Origin of the sequence: Plantibacter auratus, from assembly GCF_050587365.1 — a bacterium.
GTDB classification, from domain to species: Bacteria; Actinomycetota; Actinomycetes; order Actinomycetales; family Microbacteriaceae; genus Plantibacter; species Plantibacter auratus.
The window spans coordinates 426,092-446,280 of sequence record NZ_JBOBFV010000002.1; the positions used below are offsets into that span (position 1 = coordinate 426,092).

Annotated in this window: 21 protein-coding genes; 4 read left to right on the top strand and 17 right to left on the bottom strand. The window is 68.3% G+C overall.

Annotated features, from left to right (window positions below):
- Positions 1-6 precede the first annotated feature (6 nt).
- The 5 genes from ACQ3HE_RS09150 to ACQ3HE_RS09170 form a co-directional block, all read right to left on the bottom strand.
- Entirely contained in the window at positions 7-2,493 is a 2,487-nt protein-coding gene (locus ACQ3HE_RS09150) for a glycoside hydrolase family 2 protein (protein ID WP_430892362.1), read from the bottom strand.
- On the bottom strand, positions 2,490-3,410 hold the full coding sequence (locus ACQ3HE_RS09155; protein WP_236555343.1) for a carbohydrate ABC transporter permease: 921 nt from the start codon (positions 3,408-3,410) through the stop codon (positions 2,490-2,492). The genes ACQ3HE_RS09150 and ACQ3HE_RS09155 overlap by 4 nt, the downstream gene beginning before the upstream one ends.
- Positions 3,407-4,366 (bottom strand): carbohydrate ABC transporter permease, encoded by a 960-nt coding sequence (locus ACQ3HE_RS09160; protein ID WP_085512119.1) that lies wholly within the window; start codon positions 4,364-4,366, stop codon positions 3,407-3,409. Before ACQ3HE_RS09160 ends, ACQ3HE_RS09155 begins: the two co-directional genes overlap by 4 nt.
- A gap of 82 nt (positions 4,367-4,448) precedes the next feature.
- Positions 4,449-5,747 carry an ABC transporter substrate-binding protein gene (locus ACQ3HE_RS09165; RefSeq protein WP_430892364.1) on the bottom strand — a complete coding sequence of 433 codons (1,299 nt, stop codon included), beginning with the start codon at positions 5,745-5,747 and terminating at the stop codon, positions 4,449-4,451.
- 154 nt (positions 5,748-5,901) lie between these two features.
- Complete coding sequence (locus tag ACQ3HE_RS09170) at positions 5,902-6,771, bottom strand: LacI family DNA-binding transcriptional regulator (RefSeq protein WP_086472883.1); 870 nt, start codon at positions 6,769-6,771, stop codon at positions 5,902-5,904.
- Between the two features lie 29 nt (positions 6,772-6,800).
- On the opposite strand from ACQ3HE_RS09170, the gene ACQ3HE_RS09175 reads away from it, so the two are divergent.
- Positions 6,801-8,069, top strand: coding sequence for an ROK family transcriptional regulator (locus ACQ3HE_RS09175; protein WP_430892365.1), 1,269 nt, complete (start codon positions 6,801-6,803; stop codon positions 8,067-8,069).
- Between the two features lie 104 nt (positions 8,070-8,173).
- Here ACQ3HE_RS09175 and ACQ3HE_RS09180 read toward each other — a convergent pair whose 3' ends face one another.
- Both ACQ3HE_RS09180 and ACQ3HE_RS09185 read right to left on the bottom strand, forming a co-directional pair.
- Positions 8,174-9,184, bottom strand: coding sequence for a glycosyl hydrolase (locus ACQ3HE_RS09180; protein WP_086472882.1), 1,011 nt, complete (start codon positions 9,182-9,184; stop codon positions 8,174-8,176).
- Positions 9,185-9,427: 243 nt separating this feature from the next.
- Complete coding sequence (locus tag ACQ3HE_RS09185) at positions 9,428-9,991, bottom strand: TetR/AcrR family transcriptional regulator (RefSeq protein WP_086472881.1); 564 nt, start codon at positions 9,989-9,991, stop codon at positions 9,428-9,430.
- Between the two features lie 120 nt (positions 9,992-10,111).
- On the opposite strand from ACQ3HE_RS09185, the gene ACQ3HE_RS09190 reads away from it, so the two are divergent.
- Together ACQ3HE_RS09190 and ACQ3HE_RS09195 are read left to right on the top strand one after the other, a co-directional pair.
- Positions 10,112-10,777 (top strand): SDR family NAD(P)-dependent oxidoreductase, encoded by a 666-nt coding sequence (locus ACQ3HE_RS09190; RefSeq protein WP_086472880.1) that lies wholly within the window; start codon positions 10,112-10,114, stop codon positions 10,775-10,777.
- A 26-nt stretch (positions 10,778-10,803) separates the two neighbouring features.
- Positions 10,804-11,436, top strand: a complete 633-nt coding sequence (locus ACQ3HE_RS09195; RefSeq protein ID WP_430892366.1) for an NAD(P)-dependent oxidoreductase — start codon at positions 10,804-10,806, stop codon at positions 11,434-11,436.
- Positions 11,437-11,515: 79 nt separating this feature from the next.
- Here ACQ3HE_RS09195 and ACQ3HE_RS09200 read toward each other — a convergent pair whose 3' ends face one another.
- From ACQ3HE_RS09200 to ACQ3HE_RS09210, 3 genes are all read right to left on the bottom strand, one after another.
- Positions 11,516-11,869, bottom strand: a complete 354-nt coding sequence (locus ACQ3HE_RS09200) for a hypothetical protein (RefSeq protein WP_079704759.1) — start codon at positions 11,867-11,869, stop codon at positions 11,516-11,518.
- Between the two features lie 126 nt (positions 11,870-11,995).
- Positions 11,996-12,292 carry a hypothetical protein gene (locus ACQ3HE_RS09205; RefSeq protein WP_079704758.1) on the bottom strand — a complete coding sequence of 99 codons (297 nt, stop codon included), beginning with the start codon at positions 12,290-12,292 and terminating at the stop codon, positions 11,996-11,998.
- A 112-nt stretch (positions 12,293-12,404) separates the two neighbouring features.
- The gene (locus ACQ3HE_RS09210; protein WP_430892367.1) at positions 12,405-12,686 is read right to left on the bottom strand and encodes an ArsR/SmtB family transcription factor; all 282 of its coding nucleotides are present in this window, start codon (positions 12,684-12,686) and stop codon (positions 12,405-12,407) included.
- A gap of 107 nt (positions 12,687-12,793) precedes the next feature.
- Here ACQ3HE_RS09210 and ACQ3HE_RS09215 point away from each other — a divergent pair, with 107 nt between their 5' ends.
- Complete coding sequence (locus ACQ3HE_RS09215; protein WP_430892368.1) at positions 12,794-13,615, top strand: sulfite exporter TauE/SafE family protein; 822 nt, start codon at positions 12,794-12,796, stop codon at positions 13,613-13,615.
- Here ACQ3HE_RS09215 and ACQ3HE_RS09220 read toward each other — a convergent pair.
- The 7 genes from ACQ3HE_RS09220 to ACQ3HE_RS09250 all read right to left on the bottom strand — a co-directional run bounded on the left by ACQ3HE_RS09220 (position 13,610) and on the right by ACQ3HE_RS09250 (position 20,149).
- Positions 13,610-14,614, bottom strand: a complete 1,005-nt coding sequence (locus tag ACQ3HE_RS09220) for an alpha/beta hydrolase fold domain-containing protein (RefSeq protein ID WP_430892369.1) — start codon at positions 14,612-14,614, stop codon at positions 13,610-13,612. The two genes, ACQ3HE_RS09215 and ACQ3HE_RS09220, sit on opposite strands and share 6 nt — an antisense overlap.
- Positions 14,607-16,076, bottom strand: a complete 1,470-nt coding sequence (locus ACQ3HE_RS09225; RefSeq protein WP_430892370.1) for an MFS transporter — start codon at positions 16,074-16,076, stop codon at positions 14,607-14,609. The genes ACQ3HE_RS09220 and ACQ3HE_RS09225 overlap by 8 nt, the downstream gene beginning before the upstream one ends.
- Positions 16,077-16,263: 187 nt before the next feature.
- Complete coding sequence (locus ACQ3HE_RS09230) at positions 16,264-17,130, bottom strand: hypothetical protein (protein ID WP_430892371.1); 867 nt, start codon at positions 17,128-17,130, stop codon at positions 16,264-16,266.
- 81 nt (positions 17,131-17,211) lie between these two features.
- Positions 17,212-17,913 carry a DUF3349 domain-containing protein gene (locus tag ACQ3HE_RS09235; protein ID WP_430892372.1) on the bottom strand — a complete coding sequence of 234 codons (702 nt, stop codon included), beginning with the start codon at positions 17,911-17,913 and terminating at the stop codon, positions 17,212-17,214.
- A gap of 2 nt (positions 17,914-17,915) precedes the next feature.
- Positions 17,916-18,224: a hypothetical protein gene (locus tag ACQ3HE_RS09240; protein ID WP_430892373.1), complete on the bottom strand. Its 309-nt coding sequence runs from the start codon at positions 18,222-18,224 to the stop codon at positions 17,916-17,918.
- An 11-nt stretch (positions 18,225-18,235) separates the two neighbouring features.
- Positions 18,236-19,447, bottom strand: a complete 1,212-nt coding sequence (locus ACQ3HE_RS09245) for an inorganic phosphate transporter (RefSeq protein WP_138946111.1) — start codon at positions 19,445-19,447, stop codon at positions 18,236-18,238.
- A gap of 99 nt (positions 19,448-19,546) precedes the next feature.
- A complete protein-coding gene (locus ACQ3HE_RS09250) occupies positions 19,547-20,149 on the bottom strand; it encodes a TetR/AcrR family transcriptional regulator (protein WP_430892374.1) in 603 nt (200 codons plus the stop codon).
- Positions 20,150-20,189: the final 40 nt, after the last annotated feature.

A 20,189-nucleotide genomic window follows, 5' to 3' on the forward strand; every position in this document is an offset into this window, starting at 1 on the left:
CCAGGGTCACCGTGCCCAGTCCTCGACCAGCTGGTTCGCGGTGCGCACGACCCGGGTCGACAGGAGCTCGTCCTCGCCGAGTTCCACCTCTGTCCGCACGTGGAACGTCACGCGCTCTCCCGGCAGGAGGGTCACGAGCTGGTCGTCGACGACGGCGGCCGGGTCCAGCTTGTCGACGAGCAGCGTGAGGTCGCGGAGGAACGACTCGGCCGTGATGGTCACGGCGTAACCGTCCTCCTGGCGGGCGACCTCGGCGCTGAACCGAGGGGCGGGGATCGTTGAATCACGTGCCTCGGCGAAGGACCAGAAGCCGCGTTCCGCCCCGACTGTGGCGACGAGCACTTCATCGGGTGCCGAGCCCGCGACCGCGACCGCTTCGGGGATCTCGACGAGCGTCGAGGAGCGTCGGTCCAGGTCGACCGGGACGCGCACCGAGGCGAGTTCGGTCCCGTCGAACCGGAGGCGCCGGATGACGAGGTCGTCCGCCCAGGCGTCCGGGCCGTCGTTGAGCACGGCGACCACGAGGGACTCCCCTCGCGGCTGCACGGTCACGAGCCGGTCGGCGTAGACGTGTCGCAAGGCGTAGAGCAGCGGCTTCGCGCGCTCGTCGCCGTCGACGGCCGCCCAGGACGTGACGGGCCAGCAGTCGTTCAGCTGCCAGACGATCGACCCCATGCAGCGTGGGCTCCACGACCGGAAGTGCTCGATCGCGACGGTCACGGCGTTGGCCTGGTTGAGCGACATCGCCCAGTGCCAGTCCTCGGTGTCGTCCGGCAGCGGCAGGTGCGCGACGAGTCCGTCGGTCAGTTTGTCGTTCCCGTCCGTCGCCTTCTGGTGGTGGATCATGCCGGGCGACTCCGGCGTGAGCGGGGAGTCCGAGATGGCTCGATCGATCGTCGACCACGTCGCCGGCCCCTGCCAACCGAACTCGGCCACGAAGCGCGGCGAGACGTCGCGGTAGGCGGGGTAGTCGACGCGGTTCCACAGCTCCCAGAGGTGCACTGATCCGTGGTCCGGATCGTTGGCCGGGATGTCCGGCGTGCCCGACCACGGGCTGCCCGCGGTGTAGTTGCCGGCCGGGTCGAGCTCGGCGACGAGCCGTGGCAGCAGATCGAGGTAGTAGCCCATGCCCCACGTGCGACCCTGGACGCGCTTCTCCCAGCCCCACTCCTCGAAGCCCCAGATGTTCTCGTTGTTGCCGTTCCACAGCACGAGGCTCGCGTGCGGCATGATGCGCGTGATGTTGTCGCGCGCCTCCGCCTCGACCTCGCTCCACAGCGGCTCCTCCTCGGCATAGGCCGCGCAGGCGAAGAGGAAGTCCTGCCAGACCATGATCCCGCGCTCGTCGCAGAGCTCGTAGAAGTCGTCGGACTCGTAGTAGCCGCCGCCCCAGATACGGAGCAGGTTGAGGTTCGCGAACTCGGCCTGGTCCATCCGGCGCGAGAGCCTTGCGCGGTCGACGCGGGTCACGAAGGCGTCATCGGGGATCCAGTTGGCGCCTCGCACCCAGACGGCCTCGCCGTTCACGACGAAGCGGAACGAGGTGCCCTCCGCGTCGGGTTCGAGTTCGACGGCGACGGTCCGGAACCCGATCCGCTTCGACCACTCGCCGAGGCGTGCCTCGTCCTGCCTGAGCACGACGTCGAGGTCGTACAGCGGCTGCTCGCCGTACCCGCGCGGCCACCACAGTTCGGCATCCGCGACGGTGAGCTCGACCACGGCGGTGTCGGCACCGGCCGCGAGGACGACATCAGTGCTCGCATCGGCGACCGTCGCTGTGAGCGCGAGGGGCGCGTCACCGTCGCCGGCGCGTTCCACGTCGACGTGCACGGCGACCCGGCCCTCGCCGCCGTCGACCGTCACGACCGGACGCACCGAGGCGAGGCGGGCCGTCGACCACGACTGCAGGCTCACGGGCTTCCAGAGCCCTGACGAAGCGGCGTCCAGTCCCCAGTCCCAGCCGAAGTTGCACGCGGCCTTGCGGATGGCGTTGAACGGGTGGGAGTAGGTGTGGGGGCGGTAGCCGATCTCGAGGCTGGCCAGGTCGGCAGCCGCGACGGGCGACGCGAAGTGCACGACCAGCTCGTTCTCACCCTCGCGCAGGACGGCACCGACGTCGATGCGGTAGGTGCGGTGCTGGTTCCGCGTGGTCGCGACGACCGAGCCGTTCACGGTCACCGTCGCCACGGTGTCGAGTCCCTCGAACACGAGGTCGTGCCGCTCGTGGCCGTCCGGCTCCCACGTGAAGGTGGTGCGGTACTCCCAGTCCGTCGATCCGATCCACGTCACGAGGTGCTCGTTGCGGTCGAGGAAGGGGTCGGGGATGAGCCCGGCGTCGAGGAGGTCCGTGTGCACGAGGCCGGGCACCGTCGCGGGCACGCTCGTCCCGACGAAGGCCTCGGGGATCGCGCCACCGACCGCACGCAGACTCCACCCCTCGTGCAGGAGGCGGGTGGTCAGGGGACGGACGGTGGCGGTGTCGATGATGCTCACTTGGTTGCTCCAGAGGTCAGGCCGTTGTAGATGTATCGCTGCAGGAAGAGGAAGGCGACGAGCGTCGGGATGATCACGAGGATCGTCCCGGCCGCGATGATCTGCCACTGGGCGCCGAACGGTCCCATGAACCGGAACAGCGAGGTGGAGATCACCCCCAGGTCCTGCGACGGCATGTACAGGAAGGGGATGTAGAACTCGTTGTAGATGGCGATGCCCTTGATGATGACCACCGTCGCGACAGCGGGCTTCAGCAGCGGGAGGATGATGCGCCAGTAGATCGTGAAGCGGTTCGCGCCGTCGAGCATCGCGGCCTCGTCGAGGGAGACGGGGATCGACTGCATGAACTGCAGGAAGATGTAGATCGCGACGATGTCGGTCCCCATGAAGAGCAGGATCGCGGCGCCGCGGGTGTTGAACAGCTCGAGTGCGGACACCACCTGGAACGTGGCCACCTGGGTCGTGACCGACGGCACGAGCGTCGCCAGGAGGAACAGGCCCATGACGAGCTTCCGTCCGCGGAAGCGGAACCGGTCGAGTGCGTAGGCCGACATGGTGCCGATCAGGATGGTCCCGGCGACGGACACGAGCAGGATGATCGCGGTGTTGAGGAAGCCGGTGACCATGCCGCCCTGGTCGAAGGCGACGACGAAGTTGTCGAAGTTGAACCAGTTCGACGGCGGGGTGAGGGGACCGGTCGTCCGCTGTTCGCGGTCGGTCTTGAACGCGAGCATGAAGATCGTGGCCAGGGGGACCACCGCGAAGAGGCTCGCGATGATGAGCGAGGCGTACTTGATCGTCGTCGCGGTGAGGGCGGCGGCACCCTGTGGGCGCTTCGGCCCGCGCCGCGTCCGTCGCAGTGCGCGTCGGGGCTCGGGTGTGGCAGCGGAGACCGGTCGGTCGGCGGTGGCGGTCACGATTCGCCTCCCTTCTCGTCGGGGAAGACCCGGCGTTGGACGAAGGTGATGATCAGGACGATCAGCAGCAGGACGACGGCCATCGCGGACGCCAAACCCACCTTCGAGAACTTGAAGGCCGTGTTCACCGTCTGGATCACGAAGGTCTCGGAGCCGTTGGCACCGCCGGTCATGACGTACGGCATCTCGAAGGCGGACAGTGCTCCGGCGATGGCCAGGATGAACGAGAGGCCGAGGATGCGCCGGATGCTCGGCAGGATGATGAAGCGGAACTTGTGCCACGAGTTGGCGCCGTCGAGGTCCGCGGCCTCGTACTGCTCGGACGGGACCGACTGGATCGCACCGAGGAACAGGACGAAGTTGAGGCCCATGTACCGCCAGACGGACGTGGCGGCGAGGGAGGCGTTCACGAACGAGGGGTCGCCGAGCCACTGCGGGGTGTCCTGCACGCCGACCGCCGCGAGGAGGGCGTCGAGGGTGCCGCCTGGGCGGAGGAAGTAGAGGAAGACCAGCCCGATCGCGACCCCGTTGATGAGGTAGGGGAAGAAGATGACGCCCTTGAAGAGGTTCTTGAAGCGGGTGCGGAAGCTCAACAGCGTGGCGAGGTACAGCGCCAGGACGAGCTGGGCGACGGCCCCGACGAGGTAGTACAGGCTCACGAAGAAGACCTGGAAGATCTCCGGCTTCGTGAAGATCTGCACGAAGTTGTCGATGCCGACGAACTCCTGCTCGGGTTCGAGTCCGTCCCACGAGGTGAGGCTGTACCAGAACATGTTCGCGACCGGCACGTAGGTGAGCACGATCAGGAAGGCGAGCGGCACCACGAGGAAGAGCCAGGGGGTGACACGCGACCCGGTGGCCTTCGGGGGTCTGCCCGGGCGCAGGGTGCGCGGCGGGCGTGGATGGTTCGTCACCACCGCTCGGGTGGCGGGTGACGCTCCCTGGACTGTGACCATGCTGGTTGCCTTCTTCGCTGCGCGGGGTGGAGGACACCCGGGCCCGCCGTGGGGACGGGCCCGGGTGTCGATCGGATGGGTGCTACTCGGCGACGTCCGCGCGGGCGGCCGCCCAGCGCTCGTTGAGGTCGGCGAAGGCGCTCTCCTTGTCGCCGTCGGCTGCGCCGCGGGCGATGTCGATGAGCTTCTGGCGGTAGGTGTTGCCGAAGAGGTCGATCTCGGCGGCGTTGGCGATGTCGTTGATCACGGCCTCCTTGCCCACCGGGTCCGGAGCGAGCTCCAGGTAGGTGACGCCGAGATCGGAGAAGTCGGCCAGCGTGTCGGGTGCCGGGTCGCTGATGACGGGGCTGATGGCACCCTGGCTCGCGGCGAATCCGGACTCGTTCGTGAACCAGTCGATCCAGGCCTTCGCGGTCGCCTTGTTCTTCGAGTACTTGCTGACCGCCAGGAACTTGTCGGAGGCGGTGACGGAGGTGAAGCCGTCGTCGGTCTTCCACGGCATCGGCCAGAAGCCGATCACGTCGCGGGACTCGCCGGCCTTCTCGGCGGCGTCCTGCATCTGCGAGACGGCCCAGGAGCCGAGCACCATCGAGCTGATCTCACCGGAGGCGAGGAGGTTCTTCGACTCCTCCCAGTTGGTGGTGGTGGGGTCAGGCTCGCTCAGGCCGGCGGCAACGGTGTCGAAGAGGAGACCGTCGATGTTGTACTGGTCGTTGCCCTCGGTCCACGGGCTGTCGGTGGCGATCATCTCGGTACGGACCTCCGGGCCCTGCACCGCACCGAGGTTGCCCTCGAGCGTCGCGAGCGGCCAGCCGTCCTTGTAGTTCGTGTAGTACGGGATCGAACCGTTCGCCTTGATCTTCTCGAGTGCGGCGAGGTACTCCTCCTCGGTGGCCGGCGGCTCGGTGATCCCGGCCTTCGTCCAGACGTCGCGGTTGAAGACGTAGCCCATGGCGGAGCCGAAGGTCGAGACGCCGTAGGCCGTCCCGTCGAAGGAGGCCTCGTTCGCGAAGCGGTAGGTCTTGGACTGCTCCTCGGTGCTGCCGAGCGGCTCGAAGAAGTTCGCGTACTGATCCTTGGTGACATTCGAGGACGGGATGAGGAGCACGTCGCCGTAGTCCTTCGAGTTGAGGCGGATCTTGGCGTCGCCCTCGTAGTCGGTCAGGGCCTCGAACTTGACGGTGGTGCCGGGGTACTGCTTCTCGAACTCGGCCGCGTAGTCCTTGAAGGTGGTGTCGACGAGGTCGGTGCGGTTCGTGAGGACGGTGATCTCGCCGCTCGGGTCGCCGTCGTCGTTGGCGGCTCCGCCGGAACAGCCGCTGAGGACGAGTGCCGCGGCCGCAGCCGTTGCGGCGAGGCCGATGATCGGTCTCCGGGACATGGGAACTCCTTCGTTCATGGGGGCGAAGGGCCGGGTCGCCTCGTCGCTCGCTGTCCAGCATCGTCTGCCGTCTCACGCCCGTCAAGACTAAACATTATTAATTTATATAACAAATCGATCACAGGGAATCCACCCCACTCGCGCCCTCGAAACCTCAAGCGACGGGGACGGGACCCGAGGTGGAGCGCTCGATGACCACGGCGTGCGGTGCTTCCCGTGTGGCACCTGGGCGACCCGCCAGCAGCTCGAGCAGCTCCTCGCCCGCCATCTCGCCGATGCGTTGCACGTCGTGGCTGAGCGCCGACATCGGCGGGTCCGACAGCTGGCATTGCGCCGAATCGTCCCACGCCACGATCGACAGGTCGTCGGGCACCCGCAACCCGGCCTCCTGCACCGCCTGCAGCCCGCCGAGCGCCATCACGTCGCTGTCGAAGACGACCGCCGTCGGTCTGGGCTCTCGGGCGAGCAGCGTCTGCATGGCCTGGTAGCCGGACGTCCGCGAGTAATCGCCGCCGATCGAGACCGTGTCCACGTCGGGCAGGTCGGAGGCGAGGGTGAACGCCTCCATCCGGGACAGCGTGTGGGTGAGCTCGCGCGGACCCGTGACGTGCGCGAGACGCCGGTGCCCGAGCGAGACGAGGTGGTCGACGGCCTCGTGCATCGTGACCGCGTCGTTGGTCCAGACCGCCGGGAGCCCCTGAGCCGTCGTCGGAGCGCCGATCACGATCGCCGGGATCGCGGACCGCTCGACGAAGGCCACCCGCTCGTCGTCGTCGATGAGGTCCACGAGGATGACGGCGCTCACCGTTCCGTCCTGTTGCCAGCGCCCGAGCTGCAGCAGCTCCTCCTCCCGCGTCGGCAGCACGCGGAGCAACACGGACAGGCCGTGCGGGCGGACGACGCGATCGATGCCGGCGATGAGCTCGTGGTAGAACGGCTCCGCGCCGTAGATCTCCGAGGCCCGGAACAGCGTGAGGCCGATCGGCCGGGGCTGCGCGATAGTCTGTTCGGCATCGAGACCCATCGGGACGCGGCCTTTCGTGAGGAGTGGTCGTGTGGCCCTCACACTACGCGCTCGAACATCGCCGGGAGGGACAGTTGGCCAGACGTGAGTCCGTGCAGTCGGGTCCCGGCAGCCAGGCGCTCATCGTCGACCTCATCCGCTCGGCCGGCACGATCAGCCGCACCGAGCTCACCGAGGCGACGGGCCTGACCCAGCCGTCGATCTCCAACATCGTCCGCCGCCTCATCGAGGACGGACTCGTCCGCGAGACCGGTCGGGCCGCGCCCCGCGGAGGCAAGCCGCGGACCCTCCTCGAGATCAACGCGAGCGCCAAGTACGCCGTCGGGGTCCAGCTCGGATTCGAGTCGATCACGCTCGTCGCCACCGACGTCCGCGGCGGCGTCGTCGGCCGACAGCTCGTCGACGGCGCAGGCTCGGCCACGCCGGAGCAGGTGACCGACCGACTCGTCACGCTCTACCGCGACTTCGTCGCCGGCGTCGGGCTCGCGGCCCCGTCGATCGCGGGCGTCGCCGTCGTCGCTCCCGGTCCGATCGCCCAACTCGGCGGTGTCCTCCTCGGTCCGCCCACGCTCGTACGCTGGGACGACTTCCCCCTGCAGCAGGCGTTGCAGGAGAGCCTCGACGTTCCGGTGGTCGTCGACAACGACGCTGCCGCAGCGGCGGTCGGCGAGTTCTGGAGTCGCCAGGTGTCGCGCACGGAGTCCTTCGCGTGCGTCTACATGGGCACCGGGATCGGCGCAGGAATGGTGCTGGGCGGTGCGCTCTATCGTGGTTCGAGCTCCAACGCCGGTGAGCTGGGTCACATCAGCATCGAGGTCGACGGCGTCCCCTGCCACTGCGGGAACCGCGGATGCTTGGAGCGCTACGCGGCACCGGCAGCCGTGATGGCGGCGGCTGAGGCCTCGCGGGATCGCCTCGACGGACTCGGGCTCGGCTTCGCACCGGAGACGCTCAGCCGCGACTTCGACCAGCTCGCCCGAGCCGCCGTCAGCGGCCATGACGTGGCGCTCGACCTGATCCAGAACTCGGCCGACCGGGTCGCCGCGGCCACGGTGACACTCGCGAACCTGCTCGACCTCGATCGGCTCGTCCTCGCCGGCCCTGGCATGGCGGTGGCCGGTTCGCTCTACGCCCGCGCGATCCGCGAACGTCTCGAGCAGCGGTTCTTCGCCCGGCGGGCCCACCCGATCGTGGTCGAGCTCTCTGCCAACCCGCGCGACGCGGCAGCGATCGGCGCCGCGTCGCTGGTCCTACAAGGCACGATCGCCCCGGGACACGGGCCGGCGCTCACACGCTGAGTCGCCGGTTCGACGACGGCCCGGCCTCCCAGCTCGTTCAGGAGGTCGCCCCGACGGCCGCGCCATCGTAGCGGGCGCGGACCGACGAGGTCACGGCATCCCGCCTACGGCAGGACCACTTCGCCCTGATTGAACACCCGCGGATGGAAGTACGCGTTCTGGATCTCGGCATTGGAGTTGTTGCCACGCAGTTGCTCCGACCAGATCATGAAGTACGACCAACGCGTCTGCGACTGCAGGAGGTTCGCATCCGGCGCCTTCCCCAACTCCGCGATCGCGATCGGCTTCGTACCGGCGATCGTCTGCATCTGCTGGTAGTCGGCCGCGCTCGGATAGTTCTTGTACCAGACGTCGAGTGAGACCACGTCGACGTAGGAGTTCCCCGGGTAGTAGTTCGCCCACCCTCCCGCCGGGTTGTCCTGCACGTTCCACACCCAGATCAGGTTGTCGAGCCCCTGCGAGTCGAAGTAGTCACGCATCTGCTGGAAGATCTTCGCCCCGCCGTTCGCTCCCGATCGGCCGCCCCACCAGTTCCAGGTCTCGTTCATCTCATGGAAGGGCCGGAAGAGGACCGGGACTCCGGCGTCCTTGAGCTGCCGCAGATACGGGACGACCTCGGCCATCCGCTGCCGCCAGGTGGTGTTGAGGGCCGTGCCACCCGTGACGATCTGGGTGAACTGCGCGTTGGTGATCTGCGTCTTGACACCGCCGTCGAACTCACAGGTCGAGGGGCCGGTCGGTGAGCATGCATGCCACGTCAACGCGACGAGCGACCCGTTCGCCCACTCGGTCTTCGCCTGATCGATCACTCGCTGACGGTTGGCCGCGTCCTGCGCTCGGAACATCAGGTCACCGCCCCAGAGACCGGGATACTGACCGGTGATGTCCTTCACTTGCTGGGTGTACTGGCCCGGCGCACTCGCCGGCTCCTTGTTGTGCTGACCCGACACGACGTTCGAGCCGGTGATCGAACGGAGGTATTGGATCACCGACGCCTTCGTCTTGGCCGGGAACGCCTCAGCGGGTGCCGGTTGCCCGACCGCCGCTCCTGCCAAGCCGAGCACGAGCGCGGTGGCGAGCGCCAGTCGTCCGGCACGAACATGTGATTTCATCATCGTCTCCCTCTCGCGCTTCCTCGTTGAAGCGCCGGTCTCAACAGGCTCCCCTGTCTTTCTCCAGAGGTCAAGGACTTTCATGACTAATTAATCAAAGTCGTCGTCAGGACAGCACAGTGATGACGAGGTCCACGAGCGCCCACAGGCGGAGGTCGAGAGCCGAGGCCGCCACCCCGGCGCCCAGCTGCAGCCGCACGGACCCGTGAACGTCGCGCTGGTGACGGCGACCGTCAGCCGCCGGGTCTACTCGATCCAGGCGGCAGCGACACCACGCTCGACGAGTCGTCGCCATCCGGACGGCGCTCTCGGGTCGTGACTCGCCGTGCCCGCCATCCACAACACCGCCATGAGGTCTTCGGTCGTGAAGTCCTGGGAGAGGACACCGGCGGCGTGCGCATCCTCGATGAGTTCCGCCCCGAGGGCCGTTGACCGATCGCAGGCGTTGATGAGCGCCGTTGCGTCGGGGAACCGCCGGAGCATTGCGTCGTTGAGGGCCGGATCGCTGAGCTGCAGGTCGATCATGCAGGTGACGAACCTCTCCAGCCGCGCTCGCGGAGTCGGCTCCGCCATGGTCCGTTCTTTGAGCGCGAGGAGCTTCTCCCCCACGACCGCGGGGATGACGGCATCGATCAACTGATCGCGCGACCCCACTCGGTTGTAGAGCGTGCCGATGCTCACCCCGGCTGCTTTCGCGATGTCCTCCAACGGAGCGGACAGACCTCGATCCGAGAACACCGTCAGCGCCGCCGCGTGCAGTTTCTCGACGTTCGACTGAGCATCGCGACGCAGACTCCGTTCCGCGGTCATGCTGGCTCCTATGGATATTGAGGGTGGTCTCAAGTTATGCTCGAGCTTGTTTGAGGACACCCTCAACTTAGCTCAACGACGCAACGCCCCACGAACCCGTGGGATTCGAAAGGACACATCATGCCGCTCATCACCATCATCGGAGCCGGCCCAGGCCTCGGCCTCGAGATCGCCCGCGCCTTCGGACGCAGGGGCTTCGACGTCGCGCTGGTCGCACGAACGCAGTCCAAGCTCGACTCGCTCGCCCAGACCCTCGCGGGCGAAGGCATCACCGCTCACGGGTTCGCTGCCGACATCAGCCGACCGGACACCGTCACCGCCGCCCTGCGTTCGATCACGGACACGCTTGGCCCGATCGACGTGCTCGAGTTCTCGCCCGCGGACCCGTCCCTCACGCCCGTCGACGTCCTCGAGGTGACGATGGAGAACCTGCAACCACAGATCGACTTCTATCTCGGGGGCGCGCTCGCCGCCGTCGGGACAGTGCTGCCGGACATGATCGCAGCAGGCAAGGGGACCGTCCTCATCACGACCGGCGGCGGATCCATCAGCCCCATGCCCTTCCTCGGCAACGTGAACATCGCCGCAGCGGGACTTCGCAACTGGGCCCTCAACCTGCACAACGCACTGCAACCGAAGGGCGTCTACGTCGCACACCTGGGCATCACCGCACTCATCGGAGGCGGCCACCCCGACGCCGAGCCCGAGGTCATCGCGGAGGCCCTGGCGCAGTTGCACGACGAGCGTCAGCAGGCCGAGCTGCACTACGTCGCCTACAACGGCTGACCCACAGGCTTCGCAAGGGAGACGTCATGAAGCTGATCATCTTCGGCGCCACCGGGCGCACCGGTATCCGCCTGGTCGAACAGGCACTCGCCGCCGGGCATGACGTGGTGGCGTTCATCCGCAATCCGGCGAAGCTCGACCTGCGCCACGACCGACTGCGGGTCGTGCAGGGCGAGCTGACCGACGCGGTCGCCGTTGAGGACGTCGTGCGCGGTGCCGACGCCGTCCTGGCCACCCTGACGCCGCAGATCGTCGGCGGGTCCAAGGACCTGCCCGTCGCAGCCGGAACGCGCAACATCGTGGCCGCGATGCGCGCGCACGGGGTCCGCCGACTCGTCTTCAGTTGGGGGCCGAGCATTCTGATCCCCCGCAGCCCGCTGATGCGGGCATTGAGCAGAGCGAGCTACGCCCTGCTCAGGTTGGGGCCCGAGTCCACCGAGGTGGGCGAGGCCATTCGCGGCTCTGATCGCGACTGGACGACCGTGGTCGTCACGATGCCCCACGACAAGCCCGGAACGGGAACGGTCAGGGTGCGCACCGCGAGCGGATCCGGCGACCGGGTCCGTTTGCGCATCGCTCGCACCGACCTCGCCCGGTTCATGCTCGCCCAGGCCGATGACCTGCGATACGCCCAGCAGGAGCTCCGGATCAGCAACTGACAACGCTGCTCCATGCCCCGCTGACGGCGATCCCGACATCCGGCCGTGGTGGCCCAGAGCGTGCGGGCCGCCATGCCGCTCAGCGCGGCAACGGTCGCAGCTGATCCTCGGTCACGGGGAAGGAGACCTCGTAGTACAGCTGCGTGGCGGTCATGTCGCCCCAGTCGTCCTTCTTCACTCGAATCCCGGCGGTCGAGACCTCGGCGATCCGAACCCGCAACCAGGAGCCGTCCTCCAGACGAAGCTCGTGCGGGTCGGCCAGATAGCCCATGCCGATCTCGTCGAGCGCCTCCTCGGCATGGAACCAATCCAGCGCATCGGTTCGCTGGCGCCCCAGGAGATCGATGACGACGAACCCCTCACCGACAGGCTTCATCCACCCCAGCCGCTCTCGGTCCTCCGAGCGCCGATGTTCGATCCAGTCCGGTTCCATGCAGCGAGCGTAACGGCCAGCGAGGAACAACGACTGACGGAGGACTGACCGAACGCCAGCCCGCCAACGGCACGAGGGGGCCGACTCGAAAGCCGGCCCCCTCGTGCGTCGTGCGACGACGAGTGATCAGTGCTCGTCGTAGTGCTCGCCGTGCGCCGCGTGCTGGTGGCCGTCGTGCACGTAGTCGACGTGACCGTCGTGGTCGACGGCGTCGTGACCGCATGCCGCACCGTGCTCGTGGTCGGCGACGGTGTGCTCGGCGACGCTCTCGTGCTCGTCGTAGTGACCGTCATGCAGGGCGTGGTGGTGCGTGCCGTGCACGTAGTCGGTGTGGTCGTCGTGCTGGACGGCCTCGTGGCCGCAGTCCGTTCCGTGCTCGTGCTCGGTGACGGAGTGCTCGGCGTGGATGTCAGTCGTGCTCATGGTTGCCTTTCGAAGGAAGAGATCGGGTGTCGCGACGGGCGGCGACGCGTCATCAGTACATCTCATTCATAAGCGAATTGCAATACATGCAGCTAATCGATAGTGGTTCTCGCTATCCCTCGAGCGCGTGCTGCACGGCATCGTCGACGATGTGCGAGACGTGCACGTCAGCGACGTCGTAGTGCGCCTCTCGACCGATCCGCTGCACGGAGACGAGGCCGGCTGATCGCAGCGTCCGCAGATGCTGCGAGACCAACGGCTGCGACAACTGGCTCTGTTCCGCGAGCTGACCGACCGTGGACGTACCGCTTGCCAGGATGCGCAGCAACCGCAGCCGCGAGGATGAGGACAGCGCCTTGAACAACTCGGCAGCGGGTTCGAGATCCTCGTTCATCTGTACATATAAGCAGATGTGAATGCATCAGGATCGCCTGAATCCTCGAAGACGCCGTTCGACGTCCGCCCGCTGGATCGTCACTCTGACGATTAGGCTGGGCGACTGTGCTCGATGGACCGCTGATCGCCGAATGGCTCCCCGTCTCGGTGGCCGCGCTCGTCCTCCTCCTCGTCGCGGCGGGAGTGGCCGGCTGGGTCGACGCGGTCGTCGGCGGCGGCGGACTCATCCAGTTGCCCGCGCTCGTCATCGCCGTTCCGAGCGACGTCGCGACCCCGTTCATCCTGGGCACGAACAAGCTGTCGTCGTTCTTCGGCACCCTCTCGGCGAGCTGGGTGTACCTGCGCAAGATCAGGGTGCAGCTCGTGCTGCTGGCGCCTCTCGTCGCCGGGGCCTACGCCGGGTCGACCGTCGGTGCCGCCTTATCGCGGTACGTCCCTCGGGAGGTGTTGACGCCCATCGTGCTCGTGGCCGTGATCGCCGTGGCGCTGTACACCCTCTTCAAGCCGACCATGGGCCTGCACCACGAACCCCGCCACGACCGCGCCACCGCCGTCGCCTGGCGGGCGGCGATGATCGGCCTGCTGGTGGGCTTCTACGACGGCATCCTCGGACCGGGAACGGGTTCGTTCTTCGTCATCCTCATCGTCGGCGTGCTGGGGTACGGCTTCCTGCAAGCCAGCGTGAACGCGAAGATCGCCAACCTCACCACGAACCTCGCTGCCCTCGTCGTGTACGGGGTGCACGGCGAGGTCCTGCTCGCGCTCGGTCTCGCCATGGCCGTGATGAACATCACCGGCGGGTTCATCGGCGCCCGGATGGCTACGAGTCGCGGAAGCGGCTTCGTGCGGATCGTGTTCCTGGTGACCCTGTCCATCCTCATCGTGAAGCTGGCCTGGGACACCGTGGCGCAGTTCACTGGTTCATGATGCACCCGGCAGAGCGACCTCGCCGGCGGGTGTTCCGAGCAGTCGCCGCGTCCAGTCGGCCAGGGCCGAGATGGCGGCCCGCGAGATGGCGGCATTCGGCACCATGCTCGTGAAGCCGTGGAACGCCCCCGGCCAGACGTGCAGTTCCGCGTCGCCACCCGCAGCCCACATCGCGCTGGCGTAGGCGACCGTCTCGTCACGGAACACCTCGGCGCTGCCACAGTCGATGTAGGTGCGTGGAAGGCCGACGAGGTCGGTCGCCCGCGCCGGTGCGGCGGAGATCGACACGTCTTCACCGGCACGGCGGGGTCCGAGGTACGCGTCCCAGCCGAACCGGGTCATCTGCCGATCTGCGACCCCGACCCCGTCGATCTGCTTCGTCGACACGGTGGCATCGCGGTCGTCGAGCATGGGCGAGACGAGGATCTGCCCGAACAGGGCCGGCCCGCGGCGGTCCCGGGCGAGCAGGGCGGTGCCGGCCGCGAGCCCGCCGCCAGCGCTCTGCCCGGCGATCACGATGCGGTCCGGGTCGATACCGAGTTCATCCGCGTGCTCCGCGACCCACACGAGTCCGGCATAGCAGTCCTCCACCGGGTACGGGTCGGGGTACTCGGGGGCGAGGCGGTAGTCGACGCTGATGAGCACCACGTCGTGGTCGTTCAGGAGCCAGTCGTCGTAGGACTCGAGGTTGCCGAGGTGATGGCCGAACATCATCCCGCCGCCGTGGATCGTGTAGACCGCCGTCGTCGCGCCCGAGCGCCCGATCCGCTGGATGACAGCGAGCGTGATCGGATCCCCGAGATGGCCGGGCACCGTCAGTGAGCGCCGCTCGAACCCCCGGGAGCGCAGCCGTTCGTCGAGGGCCTCCTCGGTCGTCTCGAGGCTGCGCATCCTCGGGAGCATCTCGGTCGTCAGGGTGAACGGTCCGCGCGCCTCGAGCGCGGCGAGGAACGGGACCAGTTCGGGGTCGAAGGGCGGGCGGGGCGAGAGATCAGACATGGGAGGACTCCTGAGCGGTGTGCGGGAAGGGGATGGAACGTGAGCGATGGACGCCGAGGGCGACGAGAGCTGCGGCGAGGGCGGTGATGGCCAGGCCTGCGATGAGGACCGCCTCCTGGAAGGCCGCCAGTCGGGCCCCGGTGAAGACCATCGTCGTGATGCCGCCGCCGACGACCGCAGCGAGGATGGTCCCGGTCGCGGCGATCCCGACAGCGGTGGCGATCTCGCTCGCGGTGTCGACGAGGGCCGCACCGATGGACGTGCGGTCCGCGGGGAGGCCGCGGAGGACGTTGTTGCCAGCGACGACTCCGACCACCCGCATCCCGGCGGCGACGAGGACGAGTGCGACGAGGACCCACGGGTAGCCGAACCGGCTCAGGAGCGCGAACACGGCAAGCCCCGAGACGACCGCGGCAGCGCTCATCCATGCCGCACGATCGAGTCCCACGCGGTGCACGAACGGACCGACAAAGCGACCGCTCGCCAACAACACCACGACCTGCGGGAGCATCGCGACAGCGGCCAGGGCCGGCGGCCACCCCCAGGCGAACTGCAGCTGCAGGGTCGCCAAGTACGACAAGCCGGCCATCGCCAGCCCGGCGGCGGCCTTGTACGCCAAGCCGGAGGCCACGAGCGGCTGAGCCACGAGACGAAGATCCAGCAACGGGTGGCGAGCGGTGCGCTCCCTGACCACGAAGCCGATCGCGGCGATCACCGTTGCCGCCGCCGCACCCCAGGCCGCTACGACGTCGGTGCCGGCGACGAACAGGGTCGGGGTGAGGAGGACGCCGACGACGGTCGCGGTCCCGAGCACAGCGCCGAGCACGTCGATCCGGTCCCGGTGCAGGTGCGACCGCTCGTCGGCAACGATCCCGGCGCGGATCCCGATCCAGGCGATCACCGCGATCGGGGCGTTGGCGACGATGAGCACCTGCCACGGTGCCACGGCGAGCACGAAGCCACCGATCGTCGGGCCGGCCGCGAGGCCCACCAATCCGGCGGTCGAGATGACCGTGAGCGCCCGAACACGGAGGTCGTCCTGCTCGAACAGACGGAACGCCAGCGCCATGGATCCCGGGGTCGTCATCGCCGCGGCGACACCCATGAGCGCGCGCACGGCGATCAACTGCTCCACCGAGGCGACGAACACGGTCAGCACGCTGACGACGGCGAGCAACGTCAGGCCGATCAGCATGACCCGACGCCGGCCGAACCGGTCGGCGACCGCACCGAAGAGCAGCATCAGTCCACCGAACGCGACCGAGTACGCCCCCGACACCCACTGCAGCGACGCGGTGGATGCCGCGAGCTCACGGCCGATGGTCGGGAGGGCGACGTTCAGGACGGAGTTGTCGAGCATCTCGAACAGGAACACGGCCGAGAGGCCGGCCAGCGCGACCCACGCGTCGCGGAGGCGTGGGGGCGAGTCTTCGACAGCCGCGGAGGTTGAGGGTTCGAACATGGGCGCACTCCTTCGATGAAGAAGTGACGGCTCCCGTGAGCCGCGTGCGCGTTTCCGCCAGCCGAAGCACGACGGGATTTTTCCCTCTGCGATGAGGGTAACGCATCTCATTCCGGCGAGAGTGCACAAAACGCTCCCAAACGCCGCTCATGGGGGCGTTTCGCGCACTCTCGTCCCGCTGATGGACTCACCGCAGATACGCGTCGACCAGCAACGGACCCCGGATGGCCCTGAGCGTGTCGATCAGGCGTCCGAGGGCTCGACTGTTCCACGACGAGAGCTGGAGATCGAAGGGCCCGAGGGGCTCGAGCTTCCCGGTGCGAAGGCGGACCACCTCCCAGCCGGCGGACCGCAACGCGCGGTCCTTTCGTCGATCCACTTCCTCGCGGCGTCCGACGTGCTCGAGACCGTGCCGGCCGATGCTGTCGTACTCGATGGCGATGCGTAGCTCCGGATAGACCAGGTCGGGCCACACCTCCAGGTGTTGGAAGAACGGACGCTGCACCCGCACGGCGTTCAGTCCTTCGGTCAGCGCGAGTCGCTCGTGGACGTCCGCGCGCAGCTGAGCCTCGACAGCGGACGCCGGCTTCGGCGCGCACACGGACGTGAAGGCCTCCCCCACCGGCAGGTCGGGGGTCTTCTCGCACAGCGACGGCTTCGGGCGCGCACGACGCTCCCGGATGAGCCCGGCGACCGCGGGCACCGGATCGGTCACCGACTCCCGCATCGGCAGTGCGACGATCCTCGACGGATCCGCCTCATCGGAGCATTCCGGGCACCACGCACTGCGGCGACGCTCGCGTCCGGGCCGCGAGCGCTGCTCGGCCGGCGTTGCGACGAACCGGTGCCCCCGGTCGCACTGCCACTGCAGCAGGACATCGGCCGCCGGCGGCACCTGGCTGAGGACGATGCCGGCGTTGAGATCCGCGTGGTACTGACGCCACAGCGCGGGGAACGACGCCCAGGCCTGTCGGTAGGCGCCAACCGGGTACGGGGTCTCGAGACCCTTCGACCACTGACGACGGGCCCACCACGCTTCCACACGTTCCGGCACGAGCCGAACCTACGACGGGCCCCCGACACCGGCCACGGGTGAGGACACGGTGGTCGTCACCCCCGCACCACGACTCGACCGTCAGACCGCGAAGTCGCTCGGCCACCCGTGTTCGGCGAGCGACCGGCGGACACGCTCCACGTCCTCATCGCTCGGCAGCTCCGCGGTGACCCGCGCGATCGCGGTCGCGACGTCGACCCGACTGAGCGACGTGTCGCCCTCAGCGGCGAGGCGCGCACCCACCTCGGCCACCTCGGCGTCGCTCAGCCGCCGACGGAGGAGCGCCACGAGCGGGACGAAGTCCTGGTCGGGGAATCCCGCAGGGTACCCGGCTCGAAGCCAGCGCACGATGCGCGCGACCAGCCCTCCGCGTTCCTCGAGGAGGGTCGCGCGCGCCTCCCGACCGGCGTCGTCATCGTCGGCCGCCACAGCACGGACGTCGTCCGGGCTCCCGAGCGGCCACCCCGCGCTCGCGAGCCGAGCGGAGACGCGGACGAGGTCCTCCGGGAGGGCCGGACCGAGGAGCAGCTGTTCGACACGCGCCCGCAGGCGATCGTGGCCGACCGGCTCACCGCTCGCATCGGCGTTCTCCGCCTCGATGAGCAATCTGTCGACGACCTGGTCCAGCTCCTCGGGCGTGAGGCTCCGTCGAAGGATACCGAGCAGCGGCACGTAGTCGTGCTCGGGCACACCCGTCGGGTATCCGGCGCGGAGCCAGCCGACCACGCGCGCCACCACGCCGGACCCGTGGCCGGTGAGGTCTGTCCCGTTCTCGGAGGACATCCTCAGCCCTTCGGGGTGAAGGTCGGGAACACGTGGTCGAAGCTGACCTCCTGCCCCAGGCCGGTGGCCACGATGATCGTGAGTCCGACCAGCACTGCGGCGACGACGACGGCGAAGCACAGCACGCCGATGGCACGGAGGAGCCCCGACGGGATCGTCGGCGTGCCCGACCCGCTCCGGTCGTCGGACCCGGCGCCTCCGGCGACCGCGAACGAGCGGACACCCAGCGCGAAGAGCGCGGGAAGCCCGGCGCCGAGCACGAGCGCGATGACGGCCACCTGGGCGGCGGCTTCGAGGAAGAGCATGAACATGTCCGACGTCCTTACGCTGCGGTCTTCTGCGACGAGCGGGCGGGGGCGTCCTGCCAGTCGTCGTTCACGTTGTGGGATCCGATGCTGTCGCGGCGCGACCGCAGGTAGATGGCGAGCGCGACACCCACGAGGATCGCGACCATGAGGATTCCGCCGATCGCCCCGCCCGCGAGGTGACCGACCCACCACATCACCGCGCCCATGAGCGCGGCAGCCGGGAGGGTGATGATCCAGGCGACGACCATCCGCAGGGCCACCCGCCAGCGCACCTGCGCACCTGGCCGTCCGACCCCGGAGCCGAGGATCGATCCGGTCGCGACGTGCGTGGTGCTGAGGGCGAAGCCGAGGTGGCTCGACGCGAGGATGACGGCGGCGGAGGAACTCTCGGCGGCCATGCCCTGCGGCGTGTTCAATTCCACGATGCCCTTGCCGACGGTGCGGATGATCCGCCACCCGCCGATGTACGTGCCGAGCGAGATCGCGAGGGCACACGCGAGCTTCACCCAGAGTGGGACCGACTCGGTATCGTCCCAGCCGCCGGCCGCGATGAGCGCGAGGGTGATGACGCCCATCGTCTTCTGTGCGTCGTTCGTGCCGTGGGCGAGCGAGACGAGCGACGCGCTGCCGATCTGCCCGATCCGGAAGCCGCGGTGGAGACGCCCCTGGGCGAGGTTGCCGATGACGCGGAAGACGAGCCAGGTGCCGATCGCAGCCACCGCGCCGGCGAGCAACGGCGACATGAGCGCCGGGAGGATGACCTTGCCGACGACGCCGTCGAGCTTCGAGCCGTCACCGGCCCAGTTCACGCCGTTCAGGCCGAGGCCAGCGAGCGTCGAGCCGATGAGACCGCCGAAGAGCGCGTGCGAGGAGCTCGACGGAAGACCGAGCAGCCAGGTGAGCAGGTTCCAGATGATGCCGCCGATGAGCCCGGCGAGCACGATCAGCAGGAGCGCCGAGCCGCCGCCCTCGAGGAGCGCGGGATCGGGAGCTCCCGAGGAGTCCTGGATCTTCACGACCGCGTTCGTGACGGTGAGCGCGACCTCGATGCTGAGGAACGCGCCCACGAGGTTCAGCACCGCTGAGAGGGTGACCGCGATCTTCGGCGACAGCGCACCGGTGGCGATGGAGGTCGCCATCGCGTTCGCGGTGTCGTGGAAGCCGTTGGTGAAGTCGAAGGCGAGTGCCGTGATCACGACGAGCGAGAGCAGGATGATGGGGTCCACGGCGACGAGCTTGCTCCTCGATCGCTGGATCGACAACGGGTGAGCGGGCGGATTCACCCGTTGTTCACGTCACGTGGGACAGGCGTGCGGGTCGCCTGCTCAGCTCGGCAGGATCACCCGCACCTGTGCTTCGATCTCAGCGACGATCTCGTCGATGGTGTTCCCGGCGTTGATCGTCGCCGCCATGCTGACCAACATGATCGCGGACACGATGTGCGCCGTCGTCGCTGCGCGATCGGCGGCCATGAGGTCGTCTCGTTGCAACACCGCGGCGATCGCCTCCTCGGTCTGCACGGTGAGGGCGAGCGCGGCACGGTGATACGGCTCCTCGGGATCGCCGAAGACGATCTCCCGCAGGTAGGTGCGGCCGTTGTCGACCTGCTTCCGATTGCACTCCACGACCGGACGGATGATCGCCATGACCGCTGCGAGCGGGTCGGTCGCGGCCTCGGCGTCGGCCACCCCGCGGACGAGTGCATCCGCATAGGTGGAGTTCTGCACGAGCAGCAGGAGCTCACCCTTCGTCTTCGCGTAGAGGAAGAGCGTGCCGGTACCGATGTCGGCCCGGTCGGCGATCTGCTGCGTGGTCACGTCGTCGACCCCGTGCTCGGCGAAGAGCTCGCCGGCAGCCGCGGTGATGCGTTCGAGCTTGTCGAGCTTGTTGCGCTCGCGACGACCGAGCGGCCGGGATTCGACGGTCATGGTGTCCTTCGGGAATAGAAGATGATTGCGCTCAGTTGTG

What these genes read in the sequence shown, in the direction of transcription:
- ACQ3HE_RS09160 (WP_085512119.1), bottom strand. Translation starts at nt 4,366, where the DNA reads ATGGTCACAGTCCAGGGAGCGTCACCCGCCACCCGAGCGGTGGTGACG.
- ACQ3HE_RS09200 (WP_079704759.1), bottom strand. Translation starts at nt 11,869, where the DNA reads ATGGAACCGGACTGGATCGAACATCGGCGCTCGGAGGACCGAGAGCGG.
- ACQ3HE_RS09235 (WP_430892372.1), bottom strand. Translation starts at nt 17,913, where the DNA reads ATGTCCTCCGAGAACGGGACAGACCTCACCGGCCACGGGTCCGGCGTG.
- ACQ3HE_RS09205 (WP_079704758.1), bottom strand. Translation starts at nt 12,292, where the DNA reads ATGAGCACGACTGACATCCACGCCGAGCACTCCGTCACCGAGCACGAG.
- ACQ3HE_RS09185 (WP_086472881.1), bottom strand. Translation starts at nt 9,991, where the DNA reads ATGACCGCGGAACGGAGTCTGCGTCGCGATGCTCAGTCGAACGTCGAG.
- ACQ3HE_RS09210 (WP_430892367.1), bottom strand. Translation starts at nt 12,686, where the DNA reads ATGAACGAGGATCTCGAACCCGCTGCCGAGTTGTTCAAGGCGCTGTCC.
- ACQ3HE_RS09220 (WP_430892369.1), bottom strand. Translation starts at nt 14,614, where the DNA reads ATGTCTGATCTCTCGCCCCGCCCGCCCTTCGACCCCGAACTGGTCCCG.
- ACQ3HE_RS09195 (WP_430892366.1), top strand. Translation starts at nt 10,804, where the DNA reads ATGAAGCTGATCATCTTCGGCGCCACCGGGCGCACCGGTATCCGCCTG.
- ACQ3HE_RS09180 (WP_086472882.1), bottom strand. Translation starts at nt 9,184, where the DNA reads ATGATGAAATCACATGTTCGTGCCGGACGACTGGCGCTCGCCACCGCG.
- ACQ3HE_RS09190 (WP_086472880.1), top strand. Translation starts at nt 10,112, where the DNA reads ATGCCGCTCATCACCATCATCGGAGCCGGCCCAGGCCTCGGCCTCGAG.
- ACQ3HE_RS09240 (WP_430892373.1), bottom strand. Translation starts at nt 18,224, where the DNA reads ATGTTCATGCTCTTCCTCGAAGCCGCCGCCCAGGTGGCCGTCATCGCG.
- ACQ3HE_RS09165 (WP_430892364.1), bottom strand. Translation starts at nt 5,747, where the DNA reads ATGTCCCGGAGACCGATCATCGGCCTCGCCGCAACGGCTGCGGCCGCG.
- ACQ3HE_RS09250 (WP_430892374.1), bottom strand. Translation starts at nt 20,149, where the DNA reads ATGACCGTCGAATCCCGGCCGCTCGGTCGTCGCGAGCGCAACAAGCTC.
- ACQ3HE_RS09225 (WP_430892370.1), bottom strand. Translation starts at nt 16,076, where the DNA reads ATGTTCGAACCCTCAACCTCCGCGGCTGTCGAAGACTCGCCCCCACGC.
- ACQ3HE_RS09170 (WP_086472883.1), bottom strand. Translation starts at nt 6,771, where the DNA reads ATGGGTCTCGATGCCGAACAGACTATCGCGCAGCCCCGGCCGATCGGC.